We start from the raw sequence: 21616 nt of genomic DNA on the forward strand, positions 1-21616 counted from the left end.
GTATGACGAAAAGAAACGGTAATGAAAGCAGACACTCATTCTTATACTGAACAGCAGTTCAGACGTGCGCAGCACCGTATCAGCATCCGGCGCTTGCTTAATCGTGATAAAACGCCGCTGGCTATCCTGCTGGCCGCTGCCGTGGTCGGCGCAATTGCCGGGCTGGTGGGTATCGCCTTCGAAAAAGCGGTTAACGCGATAATGAACTGGCGAATTGGAACCGTGGCGGGTTTTGCCTATAGCGGTGGATGGGTATGGGTGTGGGCCTTTGGCTTATCTGCGCTGTTTGCCATGGTGGGCTATTTCCTGGTCCGTAAATTTGCGCCGGAAGCAGGCGGTTCCGGGATCCCTGAAATAGAAGGCGCACTGGAAGAGCTGAGGCCGGTTCGCTGGTGGCGCGTCATCCCGGTAAAATTTATCGGTGGCATGGGAACGCTCGGGGCAGGCATGGTGCTCGGGCGCGAAGGACCAACGGTGCAGCTGGGCGGAAACGTTGGGCGCATGGTCGGCGATCTGTTTCGCATGCGCAGTGCGGAGGCGCGACATACACTGCTGGCAACGGGGGCGGCGGCCGGCCTTTCGGCGGCGTTCAACGCACCGCTCGCGGGGATCCTGTTCATTATTGAAGAGATGCGGGCACAGTTTCGCTACAACCTTATCTCGATAAAAGCGGTATTCACCGGCGTCATTATGTCGAGCATTGTCTTTCGCATTTTTAATGGCGAAGGGGCGGTGATTGAGGTGGGGAAACTGACCAATGCGCCGGTGAATACGCTGTGGCTGTACCTGATCCTCGGCATGATTTTTGGCGTGGTTGGCCCGCTGTTTAACACGCTTATCTTACGCGCCCAGGATATGTTCCAGCGCATTCACGGTGGGAATACCACCCGCTGGGTATTGATCGGCGGACTGCTGGGCGGCGCCTGCGGCGTGCTCGGCTTCATTGAGCCCAATGCCGCAGGCGGTGGCTTCGGGCTGATACCGATTGCCGCGGCGGGTAATTTCAGCATTGGTCTGTTGCTGTTCATGTTTATTTCGCGGGTGATTACCACCGTATTGTGCTTCTCCTCCGGTGCGCCTGGCGGTATTTTTGCCCCGATGCTGGCGCTGGGTACGCTTCTGGGAACCGCGTTTGGCATGGGCGCTGCTGCCGGATTCCCGGCCTATCATCTGGACGCCGGGACCTTTGCTATTGCCGGAATGGGCGCGCTGCTGGCGGCGTCCCTGCGCGCGCCGTTGACCGGCATCGTACTGGTTCTGGAGATGACGGATAATTACCAGCTCATTTTGCCAATGATCATTACCTGTCTCGGCGCGACACTATTAGCCCAATTCCTGGGTGGAAAACCGCTATACTCCACCATTCTTGCCCGTACCCTGGCAAAACAAGAGGCCGAGCGGGCCCAGACGCAGAATACTTGAATGAATTACCAGGGTATTAGATAATGACATAAAGAATTGGGTGAATTTTACCCAATAGCAGTAGCAGTATTCATGGGAGCATAAGATGAGTGATGACGTAGCGTTGCCGCTGGAATTTACCGAAGCAGCAGCCAACAAAGTGAAAACCCTGATTGCCGACGAGGACAATCCGGATCTGAAACTGCGTGTCTATATTACCGGTGGCGGCTGCAGCGGCTTCCAGTATGGTTTTACCTTTGACGATCAGGTCAATGACGGCGATATGACTATCGAGAAGCAGGGCGTTGCGCTGGTGGTTGACCCGATGAGCCTGCAGTACCTGGTGGGTGGTTCGGTGGATTACACTGAAGGCCTGGAAGGTTCGCGCTTCGTTGTGACTAACCCGAACGCGACAAGTACCTGTGGATGTGGCTCTTCGTTCAGCATCTGACAGGGATGCAGTCGTAAGCCCGGTAAGCGTAGCGCCACCGGGCTTATAAACAACGCTTATCGTGCATTATCATCCAGCGCAAACGTCGGCAGCTTCAGATGCCAGCGTATCGCCGCTAACCGTATCCCCAGCGTGACCACCATACCCAGCATGGCTGCATTTTCTAGCGGCATCGCAAAGGTGTAATACGCCGTCGCGTGAACAATCCCACCAATAATACACGCCGTGGCATAGATTTCGGTACGCAGGATCATGGGAACTTCACGCGCCAGAATGTCGCGAATAATCCCGCCGCCGACCCCGGTTAACACGCCCATGCAGATGGCCACCATCGGGCCCGTTCCCGCATTGAAGGCTTTATTGACCCCGATGCCCACAAAGACGGCCAGACCGACGGCATCCAGTACCGGGAGTATCCATTTCGGTAACCGGCGGGGCTGGCGAACCAACACGATGGTCAACAGACAGGTGACCATCGCCACCACCAGATCGGTTGGATCTTTTACCCAAAATACCGGGCCATTCGCCAGGGCCATATCACGGATTGTCCCGCCACCCACGGCGGTGACCACGCCCAGCACCAGTACGCCAAACGGATCCATGCGCAGTTTTCCGGCGAGTAAAACGCCGGAGATAGCAAAAACGGCTGTGCCAAGAATATCCAGCCAATAAACGAGCATCGTTAAATCCTCGAGCGGGGTATGTTGTTAGTGACTCTCTGCCAGCGCGGCACAGAGCTGTTTTGCGGCGAGGATAATACGCGGGCTGGCGCGTTCAAACCAGTCACTGGTGAGGGGGATCACCGGTATTTTTAGCTGACGTTGCCAGAATTGTTCAATTTTAGGAATCTCGCTCGCATTTCCGACCACCACGATGGCCTGTGGCTGGCGTGCGAGCACCTGTTCCCGGCTGACCTGAGGCCATGGCACCCGGCTGGCTGCAAAGATGTTTTCACCGCCGCAGATTTCCAGCACCTGATTCTGAATGGATCCTTTCCCGGTGGTGAACAGCGGCTGGCTGCCAAACTGCAGGAAGATGCGTTTTTTGACGGGGGTATCGTAGCGGGATTTCAGCGCGGCATAGTCGCTGAGCATCTGTTTCGCGGCATTCTCGGCTTTTGCTGGGGTAGGGCTGTAGGGGGCCAGAGAACGCAGTGCCTGAGCGACCTGCTCAATGCTCACCGCATCAATCCACATCACCTTGATCCCAAGCGAGGAGAGCTGGTTGACCTGCCGCTCGGCGTTACCGCCGCGCCAGGCGAGCACGAGATCGGGTTTAAGCGCCACGATGCGCTCAATGTTCATCCCTTGCCAGGTCGCCACCTGTTCAATATGGGCCGCTTGCGGAGGGTAATCCGAAAAGCTGCTCACGCCGACAGGCGTGATCCCGGCGGCAAAGGCCAGTTCGGTGTTTGCCGGAGAGAGCGTAATCACACGCGGCGCGGCAAATAGCCATGCCGGTGCGAGAAAAAGCAGGGCGACCAGCGCCCTGATGTATGGGTTACCCACGAGCCAGTTTCTGCACCAGGCGCTCCACCATCACGGTGGACTGTTTTGCCGCAACGGTCAGGAACTCGTCGAAGCTGATATGAGACTGCTGGTCTGCCACGTCGGAGATGGCGCGGACCACCACGAACGGAACGTTGAAGTTATGGCAAACGTGAGCAATGGCGGTCGCTTCCATCTCAACAGCAACGGCATGAGGGAAGTTATGACGAATTTTCGCCAGGCCGACGGAGCCATTGATGAACGCATCACCGCTGACGATCAGGCCGCGCACCGCGTTGAGGTTCAGCTCAGCGATGCAGCTTTCAGCCGCCGCAATCAGTTTGTCATCGGCTTTAAACCCGGCCGGGCAACCCGGAAGCTGGCCGTATTCGTAGCCGAATGCGGTAACGTCTGCATCGTGGTAACGCGCTTCATCGGAAACAACGATATCACCGACTTTCAGCGTCGACGCCAGGCCGCCTGCAGAACCGGTGTTAATGATAACGTCCGGCTTGCAGCGTTCGAGAAGCAGGGTCGCGCCCAGCGCAGCAGCAACCTTACCGATGCCTGATTTCAGCAGAGCGACGTCAACGCCATTCAACTGGCCGGTATAGATCTCACAGCCACCGAGGGAGAGAGTCTGACGGTTCTCAATTTTGTCACGCAGCAGCGTAACTTCTTCTTCCATTGCACCAATAATGCCGATTTTCATAGATTTACTCGCGATGTGCCTTGTTAAGATGCATAGTCTATCATGCGGTTAAGAGGAAACGCATTCTCACGCGGGGGAGCACATGTCACCAATCGATTTTCGCACCAAAATTAACTGGCACCGACGTTTCCGTTCGCCGCAGGGCGACAAGAGCGAGCATGAGATCCTGCGTATCTTCGAAAGCGATCGCGGGCGGATCATAAACTCGCCGGCAATCCGTCGTTTACAGCAAAAAACCCAGGTGTTTCCGCTTGAACGTAACGCTGCGGTGCGCACGCGCTTAACGCATTCTATGGAAGTTCAGCAGGTTGGCCGCTATATTGCCAAAGAGATTTTAAGCCGTCTCAAAGAGCAGCAGCTTCTCGAAACCTATGGGCTGAATGAGCTGACCGGGCCGTTTGAGAGCATCGTTGAGATGGCCTGCCTGATGCATGACATCGGTAACCCGCCCTTTGGTCATTTTGGTGAAGCCGCCATAAATGACTGGTTTAAACAGCGGCTTTATCCTGCTGATGCGGTAAGCCAGCCTCTGAGCGATGACCGCTGCCTGGTGCGGGATTTACGCCTGCGCGAAGGTGAAGATGCGCTGAACGACCTGCGGCGTAAAGTCCGTCACGACCTCTGTCACTTCGAAGGCAATGCGCAGGGGATCCGGCTGGTACACTCCCTGATGCGTATGAACCTGACCTGGGCACAGGTGGGGTGCATCCTGAAATATACGCGACCGGCCTGGTGGATGGGCGAGACGCCCGCGTCGCACAGTTATTTGATGAAAAAGCCGGGCTATTATCTTTCTGAAGAAGCCTATATTGAGCGCCTGCGTAAAGAACTTTCTCTGACACCAAACGGCCGTTTCCCCTTAACCTGGATTATGGAAGCTGCCGACGACATTTCATATTGTGTTGCCGACCTGGAAGACGCCGTTGAGAAAAGAATATTCAGCGTCGAAGAACTTTATCAGCATCTTTATGAGGCCTGGGGAACGCATGAAAAAGGCTCGCTGTTTGCTCAGGTTGTCGAAAATGCCTGGGAGAAATCGCGTTCAAATACATTAAGCCGCAGCACGGAAGATCAGTTCTTTATGTATTTACGGGTCAATACATTAAATAAACTGGTGCCTTATGCCGCCTCGCGCTTTATAGACAACCTGCCGTTAATTTATAGCGGCGAATTCAACCATGCGTTGCTGGAAGATGACAGCAGCTTTAGCCAGCTTCTTGAGCTCTATAAAAACGTGGCCGTGCGTCATGTTTTCAGCCATCCGGATGTTGAACAGCTTGAGCTGCAGGGATACAGGGTTATCAGTGGGTTACTCGAAATCTATCGGCCTCTGCTGCAGTTATCCGTCGACGAGTTCAGCGAGCTGGTGGAAAAAGAGCGCGTGCGGCGAATACCGATTGAATCCCGGCTTTATCAGAAACTTTCAACCCGCCACCGTCTGGCTTATGTCGAAGCCATCGGCAAGCTGGATCGTCAGTCGCCCCAGTGGCCGGTGCTGGAATATTATTATCGCTGCCGTCTTATCCAGGACTATATCAGCGGGATGACAGATTTGTATGCCTGGGATGAATACCGCAAGCTCATGGCGGTGGAATAAGCACGGAGTTTTGTAAAGACGGCCAATAAATTTTTACCTTTTCCATAAACTTATGGCCGGAACTAAGCGGTATAAAATGAATCTGAGTTACACAGCAATTTTGCGTTATCTGTAAATCGAGATTAAGACACATGAAAAAAACCACATTAGCAATGAGTGCACTGGCTCTGAGTTTAGGTTTAGCGCTGTCTCCTCTGACTGCTACTGCAGCTGAGACCGCATCGTCGGCAGCGACCGCGCAGCAGATGCCAAGCCTGGCACCGATGCTCGAAAAAGTGATGCCATCGGTGGTGAGTATTAACGTTGAGGGCAGCACAACCGTCAATACGCCGCGTATGCCGCGTAACTTCCAGCAGTTCTTTGGTGATAACTCACCTTTCTGCCAGGACGGTTCGCCATTCCAGAGCTCCCCGTTCTGTCAGGGCGGTGGTGCAGGGGATGACACCCAGGGGGGTGGCCAGCAGCAGAAATTCATGGCGCTTGGCTCGGGTGTGATTATCGATGCGGCGAAAGGCTACGTCGTGACCAACAACCACGTTGTTGATAACGCCAACAGCATTAAGGTTCAGCTGAGCGACGGGCGTAAATTTGATGCCAAAGTGGTCGGGAAAGACCCGCGCTCCGATATCGCGCTGATCCAGATTCAGGATCCGAAAAACCTGACGGCGATTAAAATTGCCGACTCCGATGCGCTGCGTGTCGGTGATTATACCGTCGCTATCGGTAACCCGTTCGGTCTGGGTGAAACCGTAACCTCGGGGATTGTTTCCGCGCTGGGTCGTAGCGGCCTCAACGCTGAAAACTATGAAAACTTCATCCAGACGGATGCCGCCATCAACCGGGGTAACTCCGGCGGTGCGCTGGTGAACCTGAACGGTGAGCTGATTGGTATCAACACCGCGATCCTTGCACCAGACGGTGGCAATATCGGGATCGGCTTTGCTATCCCAAGTAACATGGTGAAAAACCTGACCGCGCAGATGGTGCAGTATGGCCAGGTGAAACGCGGTGAACTGGGGATTCTGGGTACCGAACTGAATTCCGAACTGGCTAAGGCGATGAAAGTTGACGCCCAGCGCGGCGCATTTGTCAGCCAGGTGATGCCGAACTCCTCCGCGGCGAAAGCGGGCATTAAAGCAGGTGATGTCATCACCTCCCTGAACGGGAAACCGATCAGCAGCTTTGCCGCGCTGCGTGCTGAAGTGGGCTCCATGCCGATTGGCAGCAAAGTCACCCTCGGCCTGCTGCGTGACGGTAAACCGGTTAACGTGAGCCTGGAACTGCAGCAGAGCAGCCAGAATCAGGTTGATTCCAGCACCATCTTCAGCGGCATTGAAGGCGCCGAGATGAGCAATAAAGGTCAGGACAAAGGCGTTGTGGTAAACAACGTTAAAGCGAACAGCCCGGCTGCGCGCATTGGCCTGAAAAAAGGCGATGTGATCATGGGTGCGAACCAGCAGCCAGTGAAAAACATTGCTGAACTGCGCAAAATTCTGGACAGCAAACCTTCCGTGCTGGCGTTGAATATTCAGCGTGGTGATACCTCAATTTACCTGCTGATGCAGTAATCCTCTCAGGCCCCTGTTTCAGATGAGCAGGGGCTTTTCACCTTTCTGTGACCTTTTCCACAACTCCATACTTCTCCCTTTCACTTTGTGCATTCGCACAATGCAGCGGTAGCTGAACTTCCCTATGCTTGAGCTCTGCTCACAGGAGGGTTACATGGCTGGCTGGCATCTCGATACCAAAATGGCGCAGGATATTGTGGCACGCACCATGCGCATCATTGATACCAATATCAACGTAATGGATGCCCGTGGGCGCATTATTGGCAGTGGCGATCGTGAGCGTATTGGGGAATTGCACGAAGGGGCGCTGCTGGTGCTCTCCCAGGGGCGGGTGGTGGACATCGACGATGCAGTGGCGAAACACCTGCACGGTGTCCGTCAGGGCATCAATTTACCGCTGCGTCTTGAGGGGGAAATTGTCGGCGTTATCGGCCTGACCGGCGAGCCGGAGTCGCTGCGAAAATATGGCGAACTGGTCTGTATGACGGCGGAGATGATGCTTGAGCAGTCGCGCCTGATGCATCTGCTCGCCCAGGACAGCCGTCTGCGTGAAGAGCTGGTGATGAATCTGATTCAGGCGGATGAGCATACCCCTGCACTCAATGAATGGGCGCAGCGCCTGGGAATCGATCTGAATCAGCCGCGCGTCGTGGCGGTAATTGAGGTGGACAGCGGCCAGCTTGGTGTCGACAGTGCGATGGCTGAGCTGCAGCAGCTGCAAAATGCGCTGGCGACACCGGAACGCGATAACCTGGTGGCGATTGTCTCTCTGACGGAAATGGTGGTGCTCAAGCCCGCGCTGAACGCGTTCGGGCGCTGGGATGCAGAAGATCATCGTCGTCGCGTGGAGCAGTTGATAGCCCGCATGAAGGAGAATGGTCAGCTTCGTTTTCGCGTCGCGCTGGGCAATTACTTCACCGGTCCGGGCAGTATTGCCCGTTCCTGGCGTACTGCCCGCACCACCATGATGGTGGGTAAGCAGCGGATGCCGGAAAGCCGCAGTTATTTCTACCAGGATCTGATGCTGCCGGTGCTGCTCGACAGCCTGCGCGGTGGCTGGCAGGCCAATGAGCTGGCACGTCCGTTAGCGCGCCTCAAGGCGATGGACAACAACGGTCTGCTGCGTCGGACGCTGCAGGCGTGGTTCCGTCATAACGTACAGCCGCTGGCAACGTCGAAAGCGCTGTTTATACATCGCAATACGCTGGAATATCGACTGAACCGGATTTCGGAGCTGACAGGACTGGATCTGGGGAGCTTTGACGACAGGCTGCTGCTTTATGTGGCGTTACAGCTCGATGAGCAGAGATGAGTGAAATACGGCCTGATGCCCTTACGCCATCCCTTTCCACGGGAGAGGGCGCAAACACTAAAACGGCAATCAAAGATTGCCGTTTTGCGTTTATTTCCGGGTAAGCTTTTCAAGATCCGCTTCGATTTCGCTAATCTTGTTGGTGACAACGCTTTCAAGGTGACGCAGATCGTCGAGGATCTTACGTTTGAGATCGACTTCAGTGCGGTCGCGCTGACAGATCTGATCGAGTTCATCGATCACATAGCGCAGATTAGGGCTGATTTCCTGAACTTCTTTATATCCCTGTCCTACACCGTCAGCGACGACGGTCTTACGCTGGCGTGGATATTTAAACTTCACGCTCTTGGCGAAAAACTCTCCTTTGTCCTTGTGAAAATAGATTTTCAGAATGTCGTTATTAGCTTCCTGGCGAAGGCTGTAACGATCAATTTCATCAGGATTGGTAATGCCCAGACTTTTCAGATTATCGTACATAGCGGTACCCTTGATCTCAACATAACCTTTGAATAATTAACGAAAAAATCTATTTTCGCCACCCTCAGATATGAAAAAAGCGGGGTGGCCCCCGCTTTTTGTTATATCCGATTAATCGATGGTGCGCAGCAACTCATTGATGCCCACCTTACCGCGGGTTTTCGCATCAACTTTCTTCACGATAACCGCACAGTACAGGCTGTACTTGCCATCTTTTGACGGCAGGTTGCCGGAGACCACAACGGAACCGGCCGGCACGCGACCGTAGTGAATTTCACCGGTCTCACGATCGTAAATACGGGTGCTCTGACCGATGTAAACGCCCATCGAGATAACGGAGCCTTCCTCAACGATCACGCCTTCCACCACTTCAGAGCGCGCGCCGATGAAGCAGTTATCTTCGATGATGGTTGGGTTAGCCTGCAGTGGCTCCAGTACACCACCGATACCCACGCCGCCGGACAGGTGAACGTTTTTACCGATCTGCGCGCAGGAGCCGACGGTTGCCCAGGTATCCACCATGGAGCCTTCGTCTACGTAAGCACCGATGTTCACGTAGGAGGGCATCAGCACGGTGTTACGCGCGATGAACGCACCCTGACGTACGGCCGCTGGCGGTACTACGCGGAAGCCTTCTTTCTGGAAGCGAGCTTCGTCGTAGTCAGCGAATTTCATAGGGACTTTATCGAAGTAGCGGCTTTCTGCTCCGTCGATAACCTGGTTATCATTGATACGGAAAGAGAGCAGCACGGCTTTCTTCAGCCATTGATGAGTTACCCACTGACCGTCGATTTTTTCTGCTACACGTAGCGCGCCGGAATCCAGCAGAGAAATAACCTGATTAACCGCTTCACGGGTAACGGTATCCACATTTGCCGGAGTAATCTCGGCGCGACGCTCAAAAGCGGGCTCAATAACGTTCTGTAACTGCTGCATTGTTTACTCTTTCCATTTCACTAAAAAACACGTCACCCTTTATCGTTTGGATTGAGGGCTGCTGTCAACCGTTGTTGCACTTCAAGTTGCAGGTCATTATTAAGGGCACGCCGGTCGGCGGTGGCGATTATAAATAAATCTTCTACTCGTTCGCCAATGGTTGTAATTCTGGCGCCGTGAAGCGAAATTCCCAGATCGGCAAAAACCTGGCCGACGCGGGCGAGCAGCCCTGGCTGGTCGAGCGCGATCAGCTCCAGGAACGATTTACGATCGGTGTGGGTCGGCAGGAAATTGACCTCGGTATCGACGGTAAAGTGGCGTAATTTCGACGGCTGACGACGCGGCTGCGGTGGCTGCCAGCTGCGCTGGGTGATCGCCTGTTCCAGGCCAAAACGTATCCCTTCATGGCGGTCCGACGACAGCGGGCTTCCGTCTGGCTCCAGCACAATAAAGGTGTCCATCGCCATGCCGTCCCGGGTGGTGAAAATCTGCGCGTCGTGAACGCTCAGGTTACGCCTGTCCAGTTCGGCACAAACCGCAGCAAACAGATAAGGCCGATCCGGGCTCCAGATAAAGATCTCGGTACCGCCGCGCGTGGCCTGCGGACTGAGGAGGATCATCGGCTGCGACAAATCATGCTGAAGCAGATGTCGCGCATGCCAGGCAAGCTGGTTTGGGCTGTGGCGGACAAAATAGTTGGCACGACAGCGCGCCCAAATCTGATGCAGCGCCTCTTCATCAATGTTATCCATCCGCAACAGCGCCAGCGCCTGCAGCTGATGATGGCGTACACGCTCGCGCATGTCCGGGGTGTTTTGCATCCCGCGGCGCAGCTGTTTTTCGGTGGCAAAGTACAACTCGCGCAACAGGCTTTGCTTCCAGCTGTTCCACAGCGTTTCGTTGGTGGCACAAATATCGGCTACCGTCAGGCAGACCAGATAGCGCAGGCGGTTTTCCGTCTGAACCTCTTCTGCAAACTGCTTGATGACCTCCGGATCCTGAATGTCACGACGCTGCGCGGTGACGGACATCAGCAGGTGATGGCGTACCAGCCAGGCAACCAGCTGCGTCTCGCGAGAGTTCAGTCCATGCAGTTCGGCAAATTTCAGCACGTCCTGCGCGCCGAGCACCGAGTGGTCACCGCCACGACCTTTGGCGATGTCGTGGAACAGGGCGGCAATCAGGATCAGTTCCGGGTGGGTAAGACGTGGCCACAGTTCGACGCACAGTGGGTGACGTGAGCGTGTCTCTTCTCTGGCAAAGCTCTCCAGCTTGAGCATGACGCGGATCGTGTGTTCATCCACCGTATAGGCGTGGAACAGATCGAACTGCATCTGCCCGACGATATGTGACCACTGCGGCATATAGGCCCACAGCACGCTGTGGCGATGCATCGGCAGAAGCCCACGGCTGACGGCACCCGGATGGCGCAACATACTGAGAAAAAGGGATCGGGCTTCCGGGATATAGCACAGTGGCTGCGTCAGATGACGGCGCGCATGGCGCAGATGACGCAGCGTTGTGGAGTAGATCCCGGTGATCGTGCTGTTGCGAACCATGGTGTAGAACATCCGCAGGATCGCTTCCGGCTCACGGATAAACAGCGTTTCGTCGCGCAGATCGATAAGCGTGCCGCGCAGCTGGAATTCATCATCGATCGGCCGCGGTTTTTCGTCCGCCGTCAGGGCCAGGATCGCTTCGTCGAACAGCTGCAGCAGCATCTGGTTCAGTTCAGTGACGCGACGGGTAACGCGGAAGAAATCCTTCATCATGTGCTCAACCGGCTCGTTACCTTCACCGCGGTAGTTGAGGCGCTGCGCCACGCTGAGCTGACGGTCAAACAGCAGACGGTTATCGTAGCGGCTAAGCTCGAGATGCAGGGCAAAACGGATCCGCCAGAGCAGGTGCAGACACTCATTCAGCTCGTTTCGCTCAGCCTCGGTTAAAAAGCCGAAGCCAACCATCTCGTCCATTGAGGTGGCGCCAAAGTGGCGGCGGGCCACCCACTGCAGCGTGTGAATGTCGCGCAGTCCGCCCGGACTGCTTTTAATATCCGGCTCCAGGTTATAGCTGGTGCCGTGGTAGCGCTGGTGACGCTGATTCTGCTCCTCGACCTTCGCGGCGAAGAATTTTTCTGAAGGCCAGAAGCCGTCGCTGAAAATGTGTTTTTGCAGTTCCAGGAACAACGCGACGTCGCCAATCAACAGGCGGGTTTCAATCAGGTTGGTGGCGACGGTCAGGTCAGATAATCCTTCGAGCAGGCACTCTTCCAGCGTGCGCACGCTGTGGCCCACTTCAAGCTTTACATCCCACAGCAGCGTCAGCAGTTCGCCAATTTTCTGCGCCTGTTCATCCGGCAGCTTTTTGCGGCTTAAAATCAGTAAGTCGATATCGGAAAGCGGATGAAGCTCACCGCGGCCATAGCCCCCGACGGCGACCAGTGCCACGTCACTGATCTGCCCAAACCCGTAATCAATCCACAGACGCTGCAGGAGCTGGTCGATAAACTCGGTGCGAGCTTCAATGAGCTGCTCCGCGGAGATACCGGCATCAAATGCGCTTCCGAGCCAGCGCTGGAAGACATCCATATGCGCCTTGATACCGGCGCAGGTCAGATCCTGCTGGGGCCAGACGCCCGGGTTATCGGGCTGGTCGGGTAGGGTGGGAAGTGCTGTGTTAGCATACTGTTCGGGTAAAAGATTACTCATCGTGCGCCACCCATAAGAAAAAGCTATAGCCATTAAAAAAGCCGGCATCTGCCGGCTTTTTTATCATTCATCGTGCGTGAGTATCGCCGGGATGGTGTCATCCTTGCGCAACGTCATAATTTCGCAGCCGTTGTCTGTTACCACAATAGTATGCTCGTACTGCGCAGACAAGCTTCTGTCTTTGGTTTTCACCGTCCAGCCATCTTTCATGGTGCGGATACGGTAATCACCGGCGTTGACCATCGGCTCGATGGTGAAGGTCATGCCTTTTTGCAGTACCACGCCGCCGTCATCTGCATCATAGTGCAGAACCTGTGGCTCTTCGTGGAAGACACGGCCAATGCCGTGGCCGCAGTATTCACGCACAACGGAGAAACCTTCCGCTTCAACGAATTTCTGGATAGCGGCCCCGATGGTGCGCAGGCGAATGCCGGGTTTAACCATTTTCAGCGCCAGGTAGAGGCTTTCTTGCGTCACTTTGCACAGACGCTCGCCCAGAATCGTCGGCTTGCCCACGATGAACATCTTAGAGGTGTCACCGTGGTAGTCATCTTTAATGACCGTCACGTCGATGTTGACGATGTCGCCATCTTTGAGCAGTTTTTCGTTGTCCGGAATACCGTGACAAACCACTTCGTTAATCGAAATGCAGACGGATTTCGGGAAACCATGGTAGCCAAGGCAGGCGGAGACCGCGTGCTGCTCATTGACAATATAGTCGTTACAAATGCGGTCCAGTTCACCCGTGCTCACGCCCGGCTTCACGTACGGCTCGATCATTTCCAGCACGTCTGCGGCCAGACGACCGGCGACGCGCATCTTTTCAATTTCTTCAGGTGTCTTAATAGAGATAGCCATGTAATCTGTCCATCAGTGTCGATTTTTTCGACAATACTAGTCTAAGTGTCGTTAATGGTATCAGTCAGGCGCACCCCGTGCCAAATTGAGAATCATTAACAGCACACTCGGCCAACAACTGTTGGTTTCTGGTCGTGTTTTGTGGTATAAAGCGCGCCGGACTTCCGATCCATTTCAGATACACAGGCTGGACGGAAGCGACAAATCTCACTTTGTGTAACAACACACACGTATCGGCACATATTCCGGGGTGCCCTTCGGGGTCGGTAATATGGGATACGTGGAGGCATAACCCCAACTTTTAATATAGAGGTTTTAAACATGGCAACTGTTTCCATGCGCGACATGCTCAAGGCTGGTGTTCACTTCGGTCACCAGACCCGTTACTGGAACCCGAAAATGAAGCCTTTCATCTTCGGCGCACGTAACAAAGTTCACATCATCAACCTTGAGAAAACTGTACCAATGTTCAACGAAGCCCTGGCTGAGCTGAACAAGATCTCTTCCCGTAAAGGTAAGATTCTGTTCGTTGGTACTAAGCGCGCTGCAAGCGAAGCTGTGAAAGATGCTGCTAACAGCTGCGATCAGTTCTTCGTGAACCATCGCTGGTTGGGCGGCATGCTGACTAACTGGAAAACCGTTCGTCAGTCCATCAAGCGCCTGAAAGATCTGGAAACCCAGTCTCAGGACGGTACTTTCGACAAGCTGACTAAGAAAGAAGCGCTGATGCGCACTCGTGAACTGGACAAGCTGGAAAACAGCCTGGGCGGTATCAAAGATATGGGCGGCCTGCCAGACGCGCTGTTCGTAATCGATGCAGACCACGAGCACATCGCAATCAAAGAAGCTAACAACCTGGGTATCCCGGTATTCGCTATCGTTGATACCAACTCCGATCCGGACGGTGTTGACTTCGTTATCCCGGGTAACGACGACGCAATCCGTGCTGTTAGCCTGTACCTGAGCGCTGTAGCTGCTACCGTTCGTGAAGGCCGTTCCCAGGATCTGGCTTCTCAGGCGGAAGAAAGCTTCGTAGAAGCTGAATAATAAGGTTTCACCCCTTATTAGTACCGTGTATGAATAGGGGCCAATTATCGGCCCCTTTTTTCAATTTACACTGTTTGGCCGCAGGCCGGGCAGTTCACATCTCCCGAGGATTTAAGAATGGCTGAAATTACCGCATCCCTGGTAAAAGAGCTGCGCGAGCGTACTGGCGCAGGCATGATGGATTGCAAAAAAGCGCTGACTGAAGCGAACGGCGACATCGAGCTGGCAATCGAAAACATGCGTAAATCCGGTGCGATCAAAGCAGCTAAAAAAGCAGGCAACGTTGCTGCTGACGGCGTGATCATCACTAAGATCGACGGCAACTACGGCATCATCCTGGAAGTTAACTGCCAGACTGACTTCGTTGCTAAAGATGGTGGTTTCCAGGCATTTGCTAACAAAGTTCTGGACGCAGCTGTTGCGGGCAAAATCACTGACGTTGAAGTTCTGAAAGCACAGTTCGAAGAAGAACGTGTTGCTCTGGTTGCTAAAATCGGTGAGAACATCAACATCCGTCGTGTTGCTTCTCTGGAAGGCGACGTTCTGGGTTCATACCAGCACGGTGCACGTATCGGTGTTCTGGTTGCGGCTAAAGGCGCTGATGAAGAGCTGGTTAAACAGCTGGCTATGCACATCGCTGCAAGCAAACCAGAATTCGTTAAGCCAGAAGACGTGTCTGCTGAAGTGGTAGAGAAAGAGTACCAGGTTCAGCTGGACATCGCGATGCAGTCTGGTAAGCCAAAAGAAATCGCAGAGAAAATGGTTGAAGGCCGCATGAAGAAATTCACCGGCGAAGTTTCTCTGACTGGCCAGCCATTCGTTATGGATCCAAGCAAGTCTGTTGCTCAGCTGCTGAAAGAGCACAACGCTGACGTGACTGGCTTCATCCGCTTCGAAGTGGGCGAAGGCATCGAGAAAGTTGAGACTGACTTCGCAGCAGAAGTTGCTGCAATGTCCAAGCAGTCTTAATGATTGAAAAGGAGCCGCCTGAGGGCGGCTTCTTTTTGTCACCCGTCACACGAAATCAGACAGGCTCCAGTATCCCTGTGCTGATATGCGACATATCATGTCGCCAGAATTAACCCCCATCTTAATCGTTGACAGTCTCAGGAAAGAAACATGGCTACCAATGCAAAACCCGTGTACAAACGCATTCTGCTTAAGCTGAGTGGCGAAGCGCTGCAGGGATCGGAAGGCTTCGGTATTGACGCAAGCATCCTTGACCGCATGGCACAGGAAATCAAAGAACTGGTCGAACTGGGTATTCAGGTTGGCGTGGTCATTGGCGGTGGCAACCTTTTCCGTGGTGCTGGTCTGGCGAAAGCGGGGATGAACCGCGTTGTGGGCGACCACATGGGTATGCTGGCAACCGTGATGAATGGCCTGGCAATGCGTGATGCGCTTCATCGCGCCTATGTGAACGCCCGCCTGATGTCCGCAATCCCATTGAATGGCGTCTGCGATAACTACAGCTGGGCAGAGGCGATTAGCCTGCTGCGCAACAACCGCGTGGTGATCCTCTCCGCCGGTACGGGTAACCCGTTCTTTACTACCGATTCCGCTGCTTGCCTGCGCGGTATCGAGATCGAAGCCGATGTGGTTCTGAAAGCGACCAAAGTGGATGGCGTGTTTACTGCCGACCCGGCAAAAGATCCGTCTGCTACCATGTACGATCAGCTGAGCTACAGCGAAGTGCTGGAAAAAGAGCTGAAAGTGATGGATCTTGCCGCCTTTACGCTGGCTCGTGACCACAAACTGCCGATCCGTGTCTTCAACATGAACAAACCTGGCGCACTGCGTCGCGTGGTCATGGGTGAAAAAGAAGGCACTTTGATCACGGAATAATTTCCGTCGGCGATAAATACAGGTAAGATTCCGCTTTATTTTGTAGTGGTATCTTACCTGGGCGCGCCTTTGGCGTTGTCAGAATTAAACGCGACTATACTTAGCACACCTGTAGCGCTGTGCTGGCGGATAGTCTGCCTGAGACAAGTTTTCAAGGATTCGTAACGTGATTAACGAAATCAGAAAAGATGCTGAAGTACGCATGGAAAAATGCGTAGAAGCGTTCAAAACCCAAATCAGCAAAATCCGTACTGGCCGTGCTTCCCCAAGCCTGCTGGATGGCATCATCGTAGAATACTACGGCACGCCAACGCCACTGCGTCAGCTGGCGAGTGTTACCGTTGAAGATACCCGTACGCTGAAAATCAACGTCTTCGATCGTTCTATGAGCCCAGCGGTTGAGAAAGCGATCATGGCGTCTGACCTGGGTCTGAACCCAAGCTCTGCGGGCGCAGACATTCGCGTTCCACTGCCTCCACTGACTGAAGAACGTCGTAAAGACCTGATCAAAGTTGTTCGTGGTGAAGCTGAGCAGGGTCGCGTATCCGTGCGTAACGTACGTCGTGATGCGAACGATAAACTCAAAGCGCTGCTGAAAGAAAAAGAGATCAGTGAAGATGACGATCGTCGTTCTCAGGACGACATTCAGAAGATGACGGATGCTGCAATCAAGAAAATTGATGCGGCGCTGGCAGATAAAGAAGCGGAACTGATGCAGTTCTGATTTCTGTCGTACACTGATAAACGCCGTTCAGAAGGACTTCGGGTCTTGCTGGCGGCGTTTTGCTTTTATCTGGTCTAACTTTTTTCGGGCATCTCATGAAGCATTTAACACTCCTTGGCTCAACCGGCTCTATCGGTTGCAGCACTCTCGACGTTGTTCGCCATAATCCTGAACATTACACCGTGACCGCGCTGGTGGCCGGTAAGAATGTGCAGCGTATGATCGAACAGTGTCTGGAGTTTACGCCTCGCTATGCGGTTATGGATGACGAAGAGAGCGCCCGCCTGCTCACCGCGCAGTTGCGTGAGAAAGGCTGTCGTACCGAGGTCCTGAGCGGCCAGCAGGCGGCCTGCGACATGGCTGCGCTGGATGAGGTTGATCAGGTCATGGCGGCAATCGTCGGGGCTGCAGGGCTGCTACCGACGCTTGCCGCTATTGATGCCGGTAAAGAGGTTCTGCTGGCTAACAAAGAGTCGCTGGTGACCTGCGGACGTCTCTTTATGGAGGCGGTGAAGCAGCGCGGGGCGCGTCTTTTACCGGTCGACAGCGAGCACAACGCGATTTTTCAGAGTTTACCGCAACCTTTTCAACAGAACCTGGGGTACGCTGACCTGGAGCAGAATGGCGTTGTATCGATTTTGCTTACCGGGTCAGGTGGCCCGTTCCGTGAAACGCCACTGTCTGAACTGAGCGCAATGACGCCTGAGCAGGCGTGCCGTCATCCGAACTGGTCAATGGGGCGTAAAATCTCCGTTGACTCCGCCACCATGATGAACAAAGGTCTGGAATACATTGAAGCGCGCTGGCTGTTCAATGCGTCGGCGAAACAGATGGAAGTGCTGATCCACCCGCAATCGGTGATTCACTCGATGGTGCGCTATCAGGATGGCAGCGTCCTTGCGCAACTGGGCGAACCGGACATGCGCACGCCTATCGCGCATGCCATGGCGTGGCCAAATCGGGTGAAGTCCGGGGCGAAACCGCTCGATTTTTGCAAGCTGAGTTCACTGACCTTTAGCGAACCGGACTACGATCGTTATCCGTGTCTAAAGCTTGCGATGAAAGCCTTTGACCAGGGGCAGGCGGCGACGACGGCACTTAATGCAGCTAATGAAATTACCGTTGAGGCATTTCTGAATCAGCAGATCCGATTTACCGATATTGCGACGTTGAATTTATCGGTACTGGAGATGATGGATTTGCGCGAACCACAAAGCGTGGAAGAGGTGCTGGCGGTGGATGCACAGGCTCGCGTTATTGCACGTAAGCAGGTGACACGCCTCGCAAGCTGGTGATAAAGCAAGCACTAGTGGTTGTGCTATTTGTTAGCGTTGGGCTTCAGTGATATAGTCTGCGCCACCTGATCGCAGGTATTTGACTTTACGTGGTCAGGTAAGCCGTGGTTTGACACGGCTTTTTTATGTATAGGCTTCAGTATTCCTGAGTACCGTTAAATCCTTTTCAGGGACCAAAAACGCGTTATGTTGTCTGCGAATCAACCAATAAGCGAAAACTTGCCAGCTCATGGCTGCCGTCATGTAGCAATCATTATGGATGGCAACGGCCGCTGGGCGAAAAGACAAGGGAAGATACGAGCCTTTGGGCATAAAGCTGGGGCGAAATCTGTTCGCCGCGCCGTTTCTTTTGCCGCCAATAACGGCATTGATGCGTTAACGCTCTATGCTTTTAGCAGTGAAAACTGGAATCGACCGCCGCAGGAAGTGACCGCGTTGATGGAATTGTTTGTGTGGGCGCTCGATAGCGAAGTAAAAAGCCTGCACCGCCACAACGTCCGTCTGCGTATTATCGGCGAAACCAGTCGTTTTAACTCACGTTTGCAGGAACGGATTCGTAAAGCAGAAGCGCTGACTGAAAATAATACCGGTCTGACGCTCAATATCGCGGCGAATTACGGTGGACGCTGGGATATTATCCAGGGCGTTCGGCATCTGGCCGAACAGGTTCAGGAAGGGCTGTTGAGACCCGACCAAATTGATGAAGAGGCGCTGAGTAAGCAAATCTGCATGAATGAACTGGCACCTGTGGATTTGGTAATTAGGACAGGGGGAGAACATCGCATCAGTAACTTTTTGCTGTGGCAAATTGCCTACGCCGAACTTTACTTTACTGATGTTCTTTGGCCCGATTTTGATGAACAAGACTTTGAAGGTGCGCTGCATGCCTTTGCCAATCGAGAGCGTCGTTTCGGCGGCACCGAGCCAGGTGGCGACAAAGCCTGATGGGGGTAGCTTTTGCTGAAGTATCGCCTGATTTCCGCTTTTGTATTAATACCCATTGTCATTGCGGCGCTGTTTTTACTGCCCCCGGTGGGATTCGCTATTTTGACGCTGGTGGTCTGCATGCTCGCCGCGTGGGAATGGGGTCAGTTTAGCGGCTTTACCTCGCGCACTCAGCGGGTATGGCTGGCGGTACTCTGTGGCTTTATCCTGGCCCTGATGCTGTTTACCTTGCCTGAATATCACCATGATATTCATCAACCGCTGGTTGCCGGTTCCCTTTGGATATCGCTGGGCTGGTGGGTTGCCGCGCTGCTGCTGGTGCTTTTTTACCCAGGTTCCGCGGCATTCTGGCGTAATTCAAAAGTGTTGCGTCTTATTTTTGGCCTGCTCACAATTATTCCTTTTTTCTGGGGTATGGTCGCTCTGCGCGCCTGGCACTATGACGAAAACCACTACAGCGGCGCGATCTGGCTGCTTTATGTGATGATTCTCGTCTGGGGGGCTGACTCTGGGGCCTATATGTTTGGTAAACTGTTTGGCAAACATAAACTGGCGCCAAAAGTGTCTCCGGGCAAAACCTGGCAAGGATTCATCGGCGGCCTGTTTACGGCAGCAATCATTTCCTGGGGCTATGGCGTCTGGGCGAATCTGGAAGTGGCACCGTCAATACTGCTGGTGTGCTCTATTTTTGCTGCGCTGGCCTCGGTACTCGGTGATTTAACCGAAAGTATGTTTAAGCGTGAAGCAGGGATTAAGGACAGCGGACACCTGATTCCAGGACATGGCGGTATACTGGATCGCATTGATAGCCTGACAGCGGCTGTTCCAGTGTTTGCGTGCTTGCTTTTACTGGTATTCGGGACGATTTAACGGAAGGTTTTATGCTGAGCATTCTCTGGAATCTGGCGGCGTTCATTGTTGCACTGGGTGTACTGATTACCGTGCATGAATTTGGCCATTTCTGGGTTGCTCGCCGTTGCGGTGTGCGGGTAGAGCGGTTTTCCATCGGTTTTGGTAAATCACTCTGGACGCGCACTGACCGCCACGGCACAGAATTTGTCATCGCTCTTATCCCGCTTGGCGGCTACGTTAAGATGCTCGACGAACGCGTTGAGCCTGTCGCCCCTGAGCTACGACACAGCGCATTCAACAACAAAACCGTTGGACAACGCGCCGCCATCATCGCTGCCGGGCCGGTAGCCAACTTCATCTTTGCTGTTTTCGCCTACTGGCTGGTGTTTATCATCGGCGTGCCTGGCGTGCGTCCGGTTGTGGGTGAAATTGCGCCTGATTCCATCGCGGCGAGTGCGCAAATTACGCCGGGGATGGAACTTAAAGCGATTGATGGCATCGAAACCCCTGATTGGGATGCCGTGCGTCTGCAGCTGGTAGCCAAAATTGGCGATCGGCAGACAACATTCAGCGTGTCGCCGTTTGGTTCTGACCAGCGGCAGGACAAAGTGCTCGATTTACGTCACTGGCGTTTCGAGCCAGACAAAGAAGATCCCGTCTCTGCGCTGGGCATTCGTCCACGCGGTGCGCAGATTGAGCCGGTATTAGCCGAAGTACAGGCAAACTCGGCTGCCAGCAAAGCAGGTTTGCAAGCGGGCGACAGGATCGTTAAAGTCGATGGTCAACCATTAACAGAGTGGATGACCTTTGTTACTCTGGTGCGCGATAATCCGGGCACGTCGCTCGCGCTGGAAGTTGAAAGGCAGGGCAGTCCGCTTTCGCTGACGCTGACTCCGGATACGAAGTCGGTCGGCAAAAAGGCAGAAGGGTTTGCAGGCGTTGTGCCGAAAGTCATCCCGCTGCCAGATGAGTACAAGACAATACGCCAGTATGGGCCGTTCAGCGCCATCCTTGAAGCCACGGATAAAACATGGCAACTGATGAAGCTGACGGTAAACATGTTGGGGAAATTGATAACCGGTGATGTGAAACTGAACAACCTCAGTGGGCCAATTTCAATAGCTCAGGGGGCTGGGATGTCAGCGGAATTCGGGGTGATTTACTATCTCATGTTTCTTGCGCTCATTAGCGTGAACCTTGGGATAATCAACCTGTTCCCGCTTCCCGTTTTAGACGGGGGTCATCTGCTGTTTTTGGCGATTGAAAAGCTAAAAGGCGGGCCGGTATCCGAGCGAGTTCAAGACTTTAGTTATCGCATTGGCTCGATTTTGCTGGTGCTGTTAATGGGGCTTGCACTTTTCAATGATTTCTCTCGGTTGTAAGAGAGTTAGTTAGGAAGAA

At 53.9% G+C, this 21616-nt stretch carries 20 protein-coding genes; 13 read left to right on the forward strand and 7 right to left on the reverse strand.

Annotation, left to right across the window (positions count from 1 at the left end; translation table 11 throughout):
• The first annotated feature begins 21 nt into the window (after positions 1-21).
• Positions 22-1422 (forward strand): H(+)/Cl(-) exchange transporter ClcA, encoded by a 1401-nt coding sequence (clcA, locus tag AB6731_RS14400; RefSeq protein WP_371006496.1) that lies wholly within the window; start codon positions 22-24, stop codon positions 1420-1422.
• 85 nt (positions 1423-1507) lie between these two features.
• Positions 1508-1852, forward strand: a complete 345-nt coding sequence (gene erpA / locus AB6731_RS14405; protein ID WP_013095643.1) for an iron-sulfur cluster insertion protein ErpA — start codon at positions 1508-1510, stop codon at positions 1850-1852.
• Between the two features lie 56 nt (positions 1853-1908).
• On the opposite strand, the gene AB6731_RS14410 is transcribed toward erpA, so the two are convergent.
• The 3 genes from AB6731_RS14410 to mtnN are packed head-to-tail and all read right to left on the reverse strand — an operon-like array spanning position 1909 to position 4051.
• A complete protein-coding gene (locus tag AB6731_RS14410) occupies positions 1909-2532 on the reverse strand; it encodes a TRIC cation channel family protein (RefSeq protein ID WP_014168690.1) in 624 nt (207 codons plus the stop codon).
• A gap of 27 nt (positions 2533-2559) precedes the next feature.
• A complete protein-coding gene (gene btuF, locus AB6731_RS14415; RefSeq protein ID WP_025205196.1) occupies positions 2560-3360 on the reverse strand; it encodes a vitamin B12 ABC transporter substrate-binding protein BtuF in 801 nt (266 codons plus the stop codon).
• Positions 3353-4051 (reverse strand): 5'-methylthioadenosine/S-adenosylhomocysteine nucleosidase, encoded by a 699-nt coding sequence (gene mtnN, locus AB6731_RS14420; RefSeq protein ID WP_040018658.1) that lies wholly within the window; start codon positions 4049-4051, stop codon positions 3353-3355. The genes btuF and mtnN overlap by 8 nt, the downstream gene beginning before the upstream one ends.
• 82 nt (positions 4052-4133) lie before the next feature.
• On the opposite strand from mtnN, the gene dgt reads away from it, so the two are divergent.
• The 3 genes from dgt to cdaR all read left to right on the forward strand — a co-directional run bounded on the left by dgt (position 4134) and on the right by cdaR (position 8528).
• Positions 4134-5648, forward strand: coding sequence for a dGTPase (gene dgt / locus AB6731_RS14425; protein WP_032679637.1), 1515 nt, complete (start codon positions 4134-4136; stop codon positions 5646-5648).
• Between the two features lie 131 nt (positions 5649-5779).
• Complete coding sequence (degP, locus tag AB6731_RS14430; RefSeq protein WP_032679638.1) at positions 5780-7216, forward strand: serine endoprotease DegP; 1437 nt, start codon at positions 5780-5782, stop codon at positions 7214-7216.
• Between the two features lie 154 nt (positions 7217-7370).
• Entirely contained in the window at positions 7371-8528 is a 1158-nt protein-coding gene (cdaR, locus tag AB6731_RS14435; protein ID WP_020882613.1) for a DNA-binding transcriptional regulator CdaR, read from the forward strand.
• Between the two features lie 90 nt (positions 8529-8618).
• Here cdaR and AB6731_RS14440 read toward each other — a convergent pair whose 3' ends face one another.
• The 4 genes from AB6731_RS14440 to map form a co-directional block, all read right to left on the reverse strand.
• Positions 8619-9005, reverse strand: coding sequence for a DUF3461 family protein (locus AB6731_RS14440; protein ID WP_014168696.1), 387 nt, complete (start codon positions 9003-9005; stop codon positions 8619-8621).
• A gap of 111 nt (positions 9006-9116) precedes the next feature.
• A complete protein-coding gene (dapD, locus tag AB6731_RS14445; protein WP_371006497.1) occupies positions 9117-9941 on the reverse strand; it encodes a 2,3,4,5-tetrahydropyridine-2,6-dicarboxylate N-succinyltransferase in 825 nt (274 codons plus the stop codon).
• A gap of 32 nt (positions 9942-9973) precedes the next feature.
• Positions 9974-12649 carry a bifunctional uridylyltransferase/uridylyl-removing protein GlnD gene (glnD, locus tag AB6731_RS14450; protein WP_020882615.1) on the reverse strand — a complete coding sequence of 892 codons (2676 nt, stop codon included), beginning with the start codon at positions 12647-12649 and terminating at the stop codon, positions 9974-9976.
• Positions 12650-12712: 63 nt separating this feature from the next.
• Complete coding sequence (map, locus tag AB6731_RS14455) at positions 12713-13507, reverse strand: type I methionyl aminopeptidase (RefSeq protein WP_014168699.1); 795 nt, start codon at positions 13505-13507, stop codon at positions 12713-12715.
• 321 nt (positions 13508-13828) lie between these two features.
• Between map and rpsB the strand changes: the two genes are divergently transcribed.
• From rpsB to rseP, 8 genes are all read left to right on the forward strand, one after another.
• Positions 13829-14554 (forward strand): 30S ribosomal protein S2, encoded by a 726-nt coding sequence (gene rpsB, locus AB6731_RS14460; RefSeq protein ID WP_003856207.1) that lies wholly within the window; start codon positions 13829-13831, stop codon positions 14552-14554.
• Between the two features lie 117 nt (positions 14555-14671).
• Positions 14672-15523 (forward strand): translation elongation factor Ts, encoded by an 852-nt coding sequence (gene tsf, locus AB6731_RS14465; protein WP_008501911.1) that lies wholly within the window; start codon positions 14672-14674, stop codon positions 15521-15523.
• A 150-nt stretch (positions 15524-15673) separates the two neighbouring features.
• Complete coding sequence (gene pyrH, locus AB6731_RS14470; RefSeq protein ID WP_003856194.1) at positions 15674-16399, forward strand: UMP kinase; 726 nt, start codon at positions 15674-15676, stop codon at positions 16397-16399.
• Positions 16400-16565: 166 nt separating this feature from the next.
• On the forward strand, positions 16566-17123 hold the full coding sequence (gene frr, locus AB6731_RS14475) for a ribosome recycling factor (protein WP_014168702.1): 558 nt from the start codon (positions 16566-16568) through the stop codon (positions 17121-17123).
• 95 nt (positions 17124-17218) lie between these two features.
• A complete protein-coding gene (ispC, locus tag AB6731_RS14480; protein WP_020882617.1) occupies positions 17219-18418 on the forward strand; it encodes a 1-deoxy-D-xylulose-5-phosphate reductoisomerase in 1200 nt (399 codons plus the stop codon).
• A 186-nt stretch (positions 18419-18604) separates the two neighbouring features.
• Positions 18605-19363, forward strand: coding sequence for a (2E,6E)-farnesyl-diphosphate-specific ditrans,polycis-undecaprenyl-diphosphate synthase (ispU, locus tag AB6731_RS14485; RefSeq protein ID WP_014168704.1), 759 nt, complete (start codon positions 18605-18607; stop codon positions 19361-19363).
• Positions 19364-19375: 12 nt separating this feature from the next.
• On the forward strand, positions 19376-20233 hold the full coding sequence (cdsA, locus tag AB6731_RS14490) for a phosphatidate cytidylyltransferase (RefSeq protein ID WP_371006498.1): 858 nt from the start codon (positions 19376-19378) through the stop codon (positions 20231-20233).
• 11 nt (positions 20234-20244) lie between these two features.
• Positions 20245-21597: a sigma E protease regulator RseP gene (rseP, locus tag AB6731_RS14495; protein WP_020882618.1), complete on the forward strand. Its 1353-nt coding sequence runs from the start codon at positions 20245-20247 to the stop codon at positions 21595-21597.
• Positions 21598-21616 lie beyond the last annotated feature (19 nt).

It is taken from the genome of Enterobacter sp. RCC_40 (genome assembly GCF_041360735.1).
Lineage (GTDB): Bacteria > Pseudomonadota > Gammaproteobacteria > Enterobacterales > Enterobacteriaceae > Enterobacter > Enterobacter ludwigii.

Excerpts from the sequence above, each read along its gene's own strand:
- clcA (WP_371006496.1), top strand. The coding sequence starts at position 22 with ATGAAAGCAGACACTCATTCTTATACTGAACAGCAGTTCAGACGTGCG.
- erpA (WP_013095643.1), top strand. The coding sequence starts at position 1,508 with ATGAGTGATGACGTAGCGTTGCCGCTGGAATTTACCGAAGCAGCAGCC.
- AB6731_RS14410 (WP_014168690.1), bottom strand. The coding sequence starts at position 2,532 with ATGCTCGTTTATTGGCTGGATATTCTTGGCACAGCCGTTTTTGCTATC.
- mtnN (WP_040018658.1), bottom strand. The coding sequence starts at position 4,051 with ATGAAAATCGGCATTATTGGTGCAATGGAAGAAGAAGTTACGCTGCTG.
- dgt (WP_032679637.1), top strand. The coding sequence starts at position 4,134 with ATGTCACCAATCGATTTTCGCACCAAAATTAACTGGCACCGACGTTTC.
- degP (WP_032679638.1), top strand. The coding sequence starts at position 5,780 with ATGAAAAAAACCACATTAGCAATGAGTGCACTGGCTCTGAGTTTAGGT.
- cdaR (WP_020882613.1), top strand. The coding sequence starts at position 7,371 with ATGGCTGGCTGGCATCTCGATACCAAAATGGCGCAGGATATTGTGGCA.
- AB6731_RS14440 (WP_014168696.1), bottom strand. The coding sequence starts at position 9,005 with ATGTACGATAATCTGAAAAGTCTGGGCATTACCAATCCTGATGAAATT.
- dapD (WP_371006497.1), bottom strand. The coding sequence starts at position 9,941 with ATGCAGCAGTTACAGAACGTTATTGAGCCCGCTTTTGAGCGTCGCGCC.
- glnD (WP_020882615.1), bottom strand. The coding sequence starts at position 12,649 with ATGAGTAATCTTTTACCCGAACAGTATGCTAACACAGCACTTCCCACC.
- map (WP_014168699.1), bottom strand. The coding sequence starts at position 13,507 with ATGGCTATCTCTATTAAGACACCTGAAGAAATTGAAAAGATGCGCGTC.
- rpsB (WP_003856207.1), top strand. The coding sequence starts at position 13,829 with ATGGCAACTGTTTCCATGCGCGACATGCTCAAGGCTGGTGTTCACTTC.
- tsf (WP_008501911.1), top strand. The coding sequence starts at position 14,672 with ATGGCTGAAATTACCGCATCCCTGGTAAAAGAGCTGCGCGAGCGTACT.
- pyrH (WP_003856194.1), top strand. The coding sequence starts at position 15,674 with ATGGCTACCAATGCAAAACCCGTGTACAAACGCATTCTGCTTAAGCTG.
- ispC (WP_020882617.1), top strand. The coding sequence starts at position 17,219 with ATGAAGCATTTAACACTCCTTGGCTCAACCGGCTCTATCGGTTGCAGC.
- ispU (WP_014168704.1), top strand. The coding sequence starts at position 18,605 with ATGTTGTCTGCGAATCAACCAATAAGCGAAAACTTGCCAGCTCATGGC.
- rseP (WP_020882618.1), top strand. The coding sequence starts at position 20,245 with ATGCTGAGCATTCTCTGGAATCTGGCGGCGTTCATTGTTGCACTGGGT.